At 40.0% G+C, this 7983-nt stretch carries 5 protein-coding genes; 4 read left to right on the top strand and 1 reads right to left on the bottom strand.

The features are described from left to right. The 4 genes from ACZOVS_RS09320 to ACZOVS_RS09305 form a co-directional block, all read left to right on the top strand. Nucleotides 1-230: T9SS type A sorting domain-containing protein (locus ACZOVS_RS09320; protein ID WP_483996957.1), on the top strand; the 230-nt coding region annotated here is incomplete at its 5' end. 439 nt (nucleotides 231-669) lie between these two features. Further along, the gene (locus ACZOVS_RS09315; RefSeq protein ID WP_483996956.1) at nucleotides 670-1080 is read left to right on the top strand and encodes a DUF3244 domain-containing protein; all 411 of its coding nucleotides are present in this window, start codon (nucleotides 670-672) and stop codon (nucleotides 1078-1080) included. 22 nt (nucleotides 1081-1102) lie between these two features. After that, nucleotides 1103-2167, top strand: a complete 1065-nt coding sequence (locus ACZOVS_RS09310; protein ID WP_483996955.1) for a hypothetical protein — start codon at nucleotides 1103-1105, stop codon at nucleotides 2165-2167. Continuing rightward, nucleotides 2130-3791 carry a T9SS type A sorting domain-containing protein gene (locus ACZOVS_RS09305; RefSeq protein ID WP_483996954.1) on the top strand — a complete coding sequence of 554 codons (1662 nt, stop codon included), beginning with the start codon at nucleotides 2130-2132 and terminating at the stop codon, nucleotides 3789-3791. Before ACZOVS_RS09310 ends, ACZOVS_RS09305 begins: the two co-directional genes overlap by 38 nt. Nucleotides 3792-3903: 112 nt before the next feature. Here the strand turns inward: ACZOVS_RS09305 and nifJ are convergent, their stop codons facing one another. Then, the gene (gene nifJ, locus ACZOVS_RS09300; RefSeq protein WP_483996953.1) at nucleotides 3904-7443 is read right to left on the bottom strand and encodes a pyruvate:ferredoxin (flavodoxin) oxidoreductase; all 3540 of its coding nucleotides are present in this window, start codon (nucleotides 7441-7443) and stop codon (nucleotides 3904-3906) included. Nucleotides 7444-7983 lie beyond the last annotated feature (540 nt).

Raw genomic sequence — 7983 nt, 5'->3', positions numbered from 1 at the left:
CAATATCGAAAGTATATCCAAATCCGGGAGAAAACATCTTGAACATAAGGACGGCATTGCCGGAAGGAAGGATAGAAGTGTATGACATTCTCGGGAAAGTGGTATATAAACAGGATATTACCGAAGAGGTCACAAAGATACCGACAGAAGGATGGGCGAAAGGGATGTATCTGTGGAGAGTTTATAGTGAAGGAAAAGAGGCAGAAAGCGGTAAATGGATAAAACAATAGTAATTCTAAAAATAGTAAAAAAGGAAACATTATATATTAACTATGAAAGAGACTGCCTGAACTTGTCAGGCAGTCTCTGTTTTTATGTTATAATCCCTACTTTAGAGACGTCATATCATGGCGTCTTACGTTAGTGTTTCAATGCAAGGGAGAAATTATATCAAAGAAAAAACATAAAGCCGAATAATTGGGTTATTGAATATATAGGGTGCAATTTTTAGAACAAGACTCTGAAATCTAAGGTTAAAACAGTCGTGAAATAACCCTATGAAACGTTGTCAGACATCAAAAAAGTCTGTACAAGAAATTTTGTATCTAATTTAATATCAGGGATATACATTTTTTTGTCCTTAAAAAAGTCTGTATATAGGCCGCAAGGTTGATATTTCTGAGTTTTTTTAATATATTTTTGAGACGTTAAACGATAAATTGAAAGTATATGAAAAAACATTTATTATCTATTATTTGTTCTTTATTAATAATAACAGGAACATACAGCGCCAAATCGGAAACTTCTTACAGACAAAATGAGTGTTTGTGCAGATTGGATTCCGAAACACTTGTTATAGAATTGGAAGGGAAATTAATTCATAAAAATTCAAGGGGGACATCCATAGAGGCGACACAAAACGGGAGTGTACTGCAGGTGACATTCAATGAGGATTTTGGGGAAGTGACAATAATCATTGAGAATATTTCCGGAGCTGAGGTTTACAACAATGCTATAGACAGCGGAGTAGAGAGAAATGTGTTTATACCTCTTGCAGGCTATTCTTCAGGAAATTATATGATAACGTTTATTACCATGGAGGGGACAGCCTCTGATAATTTTGTATATAATAAAAAGTAAGTTTAATTTAAAATTATTAATTATGAGAAGAATTAGAATCATCATTTTGGTAGGAGTAATTGTTGCAACTGCAATAACATTCAAATCATGCAAAAAGGAAATGTTGGAAACCAAAGCAATAACACCAGAAGAGAGTGTGTCAGGTGTGGAGACTAACGGAAAACTTCTGTATGAGAAGATAGAGAAGTTTTGTGAACTTAACAAAGCGTACAAGGCGGGAGTCAAAACGGAAAGTGTGATGACATTATCTGAAGCGAAAGAAATAATAGAACTGACCACGAATTACGAACACGGAGAACACATGACAGTATGTGAAGATGTGGTTTTGGATACGCTGTATATAGGGATGCCGGAAGTAGATGCCAATGGTAATGTAATGATGAGTGAGGTATTTGAGACTTATGCAGCATTGGAGAATAGTTTAGAGGCATATCAAACAGTCAACAATGGAGTGGTGTGTAGTTATTTTGAGATTAAGATGCCGGAGATTCAAAGCCAGAATGAGAATATTGAAGTTGTATTTAATATAGGAGAACCTTCGAATGATTCAATACAGGAGTATCCGGGTCCGTTTGTAGAAGGAGACGACTGGTTTTGGGGTGATACAGTAGGAAGATGTTATGATTCAATATTTTTTGTTGATTCCAATGCAGCAAAAGAGTTGAGTAAAAAGTTCAAGTACATCCCCAATCCACCTGGAAAGGATTATATCCTGATTTTGTGTAATGTGGAACATGTGTCTTATACACCATATCCGGATGGAATATATTTGAGTAAATATACATATTATGAAGACCCCAATATGGAATCCTGCAGTGAAACATGGCTGTGTTGTGTATATGGAGAATATTATCCTGAACCGTGTATAGGATATGAAGAGATGAATTGTTATTGGCGCAGTATCAGACGAAATATAACCTTGTCCAATGCACCGCTTCATTATTCTCCTGTTTATCATTCACCATATCATGAATGTAACATAAAAGACATACATTTATTTGATAATGAAAGAAGAAGTGTTCGTGTGCATACTGCAAATGTGACTTATTGTGAGACCAGCTGGTATAATCCTCATAGTGCGGAATGATATGTTTAAAGAGTCCATAATTTTTATGATACTGGTGTTGATATCAAGCATCAGGGCATATAGTCAGGAATGGGAATACCGATACGATTATGTGTATGAGGACGGTGAGTGTATAACATATCAGGATGTGAAGGAATTGAATTTGGGGGGATATATAATGAGTTCGTCATATTATTATAGGAATAACGGTGTAGGAGACTTTTATTCAGGACATCCTGCATTGGCAGTATTTTCAGAGGAAGGAGAAGTCATAGCCGAGAGGGTGTTTCTCAAATCCGGATATAGAGGAAAGTTTCCATATATACTGGAGACGGAAGATAACGAACTTATAGCGATAGGGGCGTATAATCCTGACAGAGACGACTCGTATTTCAACTACAATCCTGAAGTAAAGGATGCGATATTGTATTTTTACAGATTGGATTATGATTTGAACAAGTTGGATTCAGTGGAATATCATATAGCGATAGACACAGCGATAACCACACATTTCCCCATGGCGCCGAATGAGCATAACGGACAGATTATCTTATTTTCACTGATAGAAGATGAAGGAAGCATAGTGGGAGTGTATTCTAAAAGGATGTCTTGGGTAACTCCTGGAGGGAGCACAAGTAATGATACATTGTTTTTTTTCAGGATGAATTATGAAGGAGAGATAATACAAGAGAATCATGTGGAGATGGACGGTAATTATAGTCCGGGACCGTATAGTGCGTTTTCACATCAGCTTGTGCGAGCCGGTGATAATTACATATTGTATGTTTCGGGAAAACCGTTGGTTGAGCCTGATGAAGACTTGGTTGGAAAAAATTGCACCATGATGTATCTGGATAAGGATTTGAATCTGGTACATTTCAGATATATGGAGTATTCGTCTGAAACGACACTGAATGCCGTAACGGTTAAAAGGACAACGGACAACACTACGTTGATATCGGGTAGATGTGATCTGAATGACGGGAGTGATGTCAATGTTAGAATCTTGGAAGTGAACGATGACAGGAATGATTTTTATATTAAGAGGTATAAGGAAAGGGGGACCAAGAGTTATGATGATTTTCCGGCGATTGTAAGATGTTTGGATTTTAGGAATGAGGACGAGATATTTTGGTGTTATGGATTAGGATATGGATTTACGGTTAATCATGATTCATATTTGATGATAGAAAAGATGGACAGAGAGATGAGAACAATAAGTGAGGTGTATTATGACATAGATGATTATCCTACAGAGACATGGGGGAGATCGATATTGGCGACCAAAGACGGAGGAATTATATTGGTTGGAGATACAAAAAGCCTGTCATATCCAAGAACATTTGAATCTTTTGTAGTCAAGTATCCTGCGGAAGCATTTCTGACAATAGAAGGAGCACATGAAAACAATTTACGTACAGCGATAGTATATCCGAATCCGGGAAGAGGAGAGATGAACATCAGGACGGCATTGCCGGAAGGAAGGATAGAAGTGTATGACATAATGGGGAAAGTGATATATAAACAAGATATTACCGAAGAGGTCACGAAGATACCGACAGAAGGATGGGCGAAAGGGATGTATCTGTGGAGAGTGTACAGTGAAGGAAAGGAGGCAGAAAGCGGTAAATGGGTAAAGCAATAGTAGTTTCAAAAAAACAGTAAAAAAGGAAACATTATATATTAACTATGAAAGAGGCTGCCTGACCTTTCCATTGTCAGGCAGCCTCATCTTTGTAATTCAAAAAAGCATAGGATTATTTACCTTCTGCCAATTTCTTGTAACCATTATAACGCCATTCGGCATTCTTTTGTGTTTGTTCGAACAATACTGCTGCTTCTTCCGGGAAAGTCTTTACTAATGAATTGTAACGTACTTCTCCCATGATGAAGTCGCGGAATTTGCTCCAGTCTGGTTCTTTACTGTCGAGGTGGAATCCGTTTTGACCGGCCTCATCCTCTTCCGGATTGAAACGCCAAAGGTGCCAGTAACCGCATTCCACTGCGAGTTTCTCTTCGTTTTGTGTACGACCCATGCCGGCATTGATACCGTGGTTGATACATGGAGCGTAGCATATAATCAAAGAAGGACCATGATGTGCCTCAGCTTCTTTAATAGCTTTGAAATATTGAGCGTTATTGGCGCCCATTGCTACTTGTGCCACATATACATAACCGTATGACTTGGCTATCATGCCGAGGTCTTTCTTGCGTATTTTTTTGCCTGAAGCAGCAAATTTGGCTACGGCACCGGCAGGAGTAGCTTTTGAAGATTGTCCTCCCGTGTTGGAATACACCTCAGTATCGACAACGAGAACATTGACATCTTCGCCACTTGCAAGGACGTGATCCAAACCGCCGAAGCCTATGTCATAACCCCAGCCGTCACCACCGAATATCCATTGTGATTTCTTCACAATGAAATGTTTAAGTTCAAGAAGTTTCTTGCAATAGTCGCAGTTGCAGCTTTCCATCATTGGGATCATCTTGTCGGCGAGTTTCTTTGTCTCAAGAGTATTCTCACGGTTGTCAATCCATTGCCGGAACAGGTCTTTCAACTCCTGTGTGCAGCAGTTACAGCCTGCTATTGCTTCTTTCATTATCATTTCTATACGGTCGCGCATCTTGCGAGTTGCTGTTGCCATTCCAAGACCGAATTCGGCATTATCCTCAAACAGTGAGTTAGCCCATGCAGGACCATAGCCGTTGCGGTAACTTGGACAATATGGTGTAGCAGGTGCTGAGCCGCCATATATGGATGAACAGCCTGTTGCATTGGCTATCATCATCTGTTCGCCGAACAGTTGTGTGATGGTTTTGATGTAAGGGGTCTCACCGCAGCCTGCACATGCGCCGGAGAACTCGAACAACGGTTGTGCGAACTGGCTGTTCTTGACGCTGGCAAACTTATCGATGAGGTTGTCTTTATAAGTGACTTTCTTTTGTGAATAATTCCATTTTTCAACTTCGGCCATCTGTGTGTCAAGAGGTTTCATCACTAAAGCCTTGTTGCCTTTGGTGCCGGGACATATATCGGCACAGTTGCCGCAACCTGTACAGTCGAGTACTGATACCTGCATGCGGAATTTCATACCGGCGAGTTCTTTCGGCATCTTGATGTCTATGCTGTCCATCCCTTGAGGTGCAGCGGCTTTTTCAGCTTCTGTCATGACGACCGGACGTATTGCTGCATGAGGACATACCAAAGAACATTGGTTGCACTGGATACAATTTTGTGACAGCCATTCCGGAACATGTGTTGCCACGCCGCGTTTTTCATACTGTGTCGTTCCTGCAGGGAATGTACCGTCTTCCCATCCTGTGAAGGCGCTTACCGGGAGATCTCCTCCACACTGGCGTACCATAGGCTCCATTATGTTTTTGATGAAAGCAGGGATGTCACGTTTGTCTTCTTCTTTCTTGACAACAATGTTAGCCCATTCGGCAGGAATATCGACTTTCTGAATCTCACCGCCACGGTCAACGGCAGCATAATTCATATTGACGACTTTCTCACCTTTACGTCCGTATGACTTCACAATGAATTTCTTCATTTGTTCTACGGCGAGTTCGTAAGGAATCACTTCAGAGATCTTGAAAAATGCCGACTGCAGAATGGTGTTGGTACGGTTACCGAGACCTATTTCTTCAGCTATCTTGGTAGCATCTATGATGAACATGGTGATGTTGTTCTCGGCGAGATATTTCTTTACATCTTCAGGAAGATGTTTCTTCACTTCTTCTTTATCATAAGGAGTGTTGTAGAGGAATGTTCCGTTTTTCTTCAAGCCGCGTAGGCAGTCGTATTTGCTGAGATATGACGGGACATGGACGGCTACGAAGTCGGGGGTTCCTACGAGATAAGGAGCTAAGATAGGTTGATCTCCGAAACGTAGGTGTGAACATGTATAACCACCTGATTTCTTGCTGTCGTAGTCGAAGTAAGCCTGACTGTATTTGTCAGTGTTGTCACCTATAATCTTGATAGAGTTTTTGTTGGCTCCAACGGTGCCATCAGCGCCAAGTCCGTAGAAACGTGCTTCGAATGTGCCTTTGGGAAGGATGGAAAACTCAGGAATAACGGGTAATGACTTGAATGTCACGTCATCGACTATACCAACGGTAAATTGGTTCTTTGGATTCTCTGAAGCCAGGTTGTTATATATTGATACTACTCCGGCGGGTGTGACATCTTTTGATGAAAGACCGTAACGTCCGCCTATTATCAAAGGTCTGTTTGGACAGTCTTTGAAAGCTTCGACTATGTCGAGATATAAAGGATCACCATTGGCGCCGGGCTCTTTCGTTCTGTCAAGCACACAGATGCGTTTTACTGTGGAAGGAAGCACTTCTCTGAGGTATTTCACTGAGAAAGGACGATAGAGATGTACTGTTATCAAACCTACTTTCTGACCTTCAGCGATTAATTTGTCTATTACAGTTTTAATGGTATCGTTGACAGACCCCATTGCGACGATGATGTTTGTAGCATCCGGAGCGCCATAATAGCAGAAAGGAGCATATTTACGACCTGTAATCTTGCTCATTTCTTTCATGTATTCTGCCACTATGTCAGGAACTGCATCGTAGTATTTGTTTTGTATTTCTCTTGTCTGGAAATAAATATCGGCGTTTTGTGCTGTACCGCGTGTCACCGGGTGTTCCGGATTCAAAGCGTTGTCACGATAGGCTTTCAAGGCATTCCAATCTATAAGCTTTGCCATCTCGTTCTGGTCGGTAGCCTCTACTTTCTGGATTTCATGTGAGGTACGGAAGCCGTCGAAGAAATGCAAGAAAGGAACACGTGATTTTATAGCTGCAAGGTGGGCGACAGGAGCGAGGTCCATGATCTCTTGTACCGATGATGTACATAGCATGGCAAATCCGGTTTGACGTGTTGCCATTACATCGCTATGGTCACCGAAAATTGACAATGCTTGGGCTGCCAAAGCACGGGCTGAGACATGGAACACGCCGGGAAGCAACTCACCGGCAATTTTATACATATTCGGTATCATCAACAACAAACCTTGTGATGCTGTAAATGTCGATGTCAGGGCTCCAGCCTGTAATGAACCATGTACTGCACCGGCTGCACCGGCTTCCGACTGCATCTCAACGACTTTTACTGTGTCGCCGAAAATATTTTTCTGACCTTTTGCTGCCCATTCATCAATGAACTCTGCCATAGGTGATGACGGAGTGATAGGGTAGATAGCAGCAACTTCACTGAACATGTATGCAACATGAGCCGCAGCTTGGTTGCCATCGCATGTCATAAATTTCTTTTCTGCCATATTAATTATCTTTTTTAAGTTAACTTTTTTACATTGTAAACGCTCGCAAAATTAGTATTTTTTTTCTAAAAATAAAAGCATAATTTTTAAAATAAAACAGCCTCTTCGTCATTCAAAACACTATAACAACTGTTTTTGATTTACTATTGTCAAAGTCTATGATTGTTTGATGGTTACATAGGCTAATTTATTCTTCTTTTTATCGATGATGCTCAATATTCGATGATATGTATTATTGTGTGCAGTGAGGGTTTGTTTAGTAAAGTGAGAATTTAATGTCAAGGTGATTGAATAAGTTGGACAAAAAACTTATCAGACTGTAATTCGGTTTTGGACAAATATATATGTTTATATGAAAAATTAAGCTTTTTATGAAATTCAGAAAATAAGCCATTTTTGTTTAGCAATGATTTTTTTAACTTCATAAAAGAAATAGAATATTGATAATCAAGATATAAAATAACGAAACTGGTGATAAATTCCAATATTGTAAGATTTATCTTTTCCTTTTTGCCGAAAATTCACATTACGAATATGACT

This window comes from Candidatus Limimorpha avicola, from assembly GCF_056978975.1.
The sequence above is the reverse complement of the archived record's forward strand: the minus strand, read 5'-3'. Positions and strand labels throughout refer to the sequence as shown.

Coding starts and splice junctions, on each gene's coding strand:
- ACZOVS_RS09315 (WP_483996956.1), top strand. CDS start 670: ATGAAAAAACATTTATTATCTATTATTTGTTCTTTATTAATAATAACA.
- nifJ (WP_483996953.1), bottom strand. CDS start 7,443: ATGGCAGAAAAGAAATTTATGACATGCGATGGCAACCAAGCTGCGGCT.
- ACZOVS_RS09310 (WP_483996955.1), top strand. CDS start 1,103: ATGAGAAGAATTAGAATCATCATTTTGGTAGGAGTAATTGTTGCAACT.